The sequence below is a fragment of the Glutamicibacter sp. 363 genome, assembly GCF_052379505.1.
In the GTDB taxonomy this organism is placed as follows: domain Bacteria; phylum Actinomycetota; class Actinomycetes; order Actinomycetales; family Micrococcaceae; genus Glutamicibacter.
The window spans coordinates 1-1,429 of the sequence record NZ_JBQSYR010000072.1 but is presented as its reverse complement, the minus strand read 5'-3'; the positions used below and the strand labels follow the sequence as shown (position 1 = coordinate 1,429).

Annotated in this window: 1 protein-coding gene; it reads right to left on the bottom strand. The window is 60.2% G+C overall.

What is annotated here, in order from left to right; translation table 11 throughout:
* Positions 1–35 precede the first annotated feature (35 nt).
* Complete coding sequence (locus ACT3UA_RS18890) at positions 36–1,283, bottom strand: ISAs1 family transposase (protein WP_346060285.1); 1,248 nt, start codon at positions 1,281–1,283, stop codon at positions 36–38.
* Between the last annotated feature and the right edge of the window lie 146 nt (positions 1,284–1,429).

The window sequence follows — 1,429 nt, the reverse complement described above, 5'->3', positions numbered from 1 at the left end:
CAGGGCTTCCGCAAAGTCGCTGGTGACCTCCACCACTAACCTCCTGCTCGGATCGTCCCCAGCAGAAGACCAGCCATGAATTCCGGATCCCGTGCCGCCCTGCGTCGTGTCTTGGCGATCTGATCTAACCCGGCCAACCGCAACACCGAGACCACCAGGTTCGCTAATGATGCAGCCACTCTCGCAGCGGTTCCACGCCTGATCTGGTTCTTATCCTCATTGAACCCCACATCACGAACCCAGTGAACCTTGTTCTCAATACCCCAATGATTCACCAGCATCCGGTTGAGCACTGACGCATTGGCCTTGTCTGGCGCCAGCGACGTCACGACGTAAACAGTCTCCCTGCTGATCTTCCCGGTAGCTGTCCGCTGGCTGATGCGGGTCAACTGGCCGACCTGCACAGCCCACGGCCAAGCAATCTTCAACGCGCCGACCGGTTGCACCAGCTTCAACTCACGGCGCACATACCTGCCGTGCTCCCACTCTTCGATCCTGTCGGTCACCGGGATCTTCTCCCAGCCCAGCGCGGCACAGTCAGCTTGAAGTGTTCGTTGGTTGCCTTTCACGGTCATCACGTACTCACACCCGTAGGAGCGGACCAGGCGTGCGGTTTCCCGCTGCGTGTGTAGCGCGTCGATCGTGAGGACCGCACCGCGCAGGAAACCGGGCTTATTCTCGTTGATGGTGTGCAGCAGGTTCTTCAGGTACGGGATCTCGTTGGATTTCTCCCCGACAGCAACCTGGGCCAGCACCACGCCGGTGGCGTGGTCCGCGGCGGCGAGGTTGTGACTGCGGGTCCCGGTACCGTGTTTGGCGCTGCGTGATTCCTTCCCGTCAGCACTGATGGTGGTGAAGTCGGTGTGCCGCTTCACCCGCGGCCCATCGGGTGCTACCTGAGGTTGTTTGCTCAGTTGGCCGGTCACCCAGCGGGTGCTGGCCATATCGAGCTGGTCGGCGTCAATGAGAGCCAGGACTCGTTCGAACGTGTCTTGCGATGGTGGGCCGTGCACGAACTTCTCACCCCACCCGGGATATCGTTGCCACAGGTCAACGGCGTATTCACGCATTTGGGTGTAGCTGTGGTGGTTCGCCAGGTACGCGGCGATGGCGAGGGTCAGAACCAGGGGCAACGGGTGGCGGACCCCGCGCCGGCGGCGCGGATCCTTGATGGCGGCCAATACCGTGAACAGTGGACTGCCTGCGCGCGGGTCGTGAAGTTCTGTGGCGAGGCTGGCACCAGGGAATTGGCGTTGGAGCTGGTTGATCAGGGATGATAGCAAGAGTAAAGGCTTCTGTTAGGTTCTATTGTTTCGCAACTCCAGAATTAACAGAGGCCTTTGCTGTATCGCGATTTAATGACGTTTAATGACTTCGCCTAGTCAGCGTGTGGCTTGGGCTGAGTACCCGGACTTTGCGGTAGCCCTGG